Below are 441 nucleotides of genomic sequence, written 5' to 3'. Positions count from 1 at the left end.
GTCTACTACTTCACCGAGGAATTCTTCCGCGTCGTCGTCAACGCCGGCACTGCGGAGAAGGACATCGCGTGGTTCAACCAGCTCAACGAGCAAGGCGGCTTCGGCCTCACGATCGCGCCGCGCCGCGACTTCGCGATCGTCGCCGCCCAAGGCCCGAACGCGCGCGCGAAGGTGTGGGACACCGTCCCCTGCGCGCGCGCAGCGACGAGCGAGCTCAAGCCGTTCAACGCCGCGCAGGTCGCGGGCACGCCGTTCGGCGATCTCACCGTCGCGCGCACCGGCTACACCGGCGAGGACGGCTTCGAGATCATCGTCCCGGCGACGCACGTGGAAGCGCTGTGGAACGCGCTCGCCGAGCGCGGCGTGCGCCCGTGCGGGCTCGGCGCGCGCGACACGCTGCGGCTCGAGGCCGGCATGAACCTGTACGGCCAGGACATGGAC

The 441-nt window shown here is 70.5% G+C and carries 1 pseudogene; it reads left to right on the top strand.

Annotated features, from left to right (window positions below):
• Nucleotides 1-441: pseudogene (locus J5M56_RS25575) on the top strand (glycine cleavage system protein T); the annotation flags it as partial.

Source organism: Pseudomonas sp. 51_B, assembly GCF_017491595.1.
Taxonomy (GTDB): Bacteria; Pseudomonadota; Gammaproteobacteria; order Pseudomonadales; family Pseudomonadaceae; genus Aquipseudomonas; species Aquipseudomonas promysalinigenes.
Note: the sequence above shows the minus strand (reverse complement) of the source record. Positions and strands in the feature narration are given on the sequence as shown.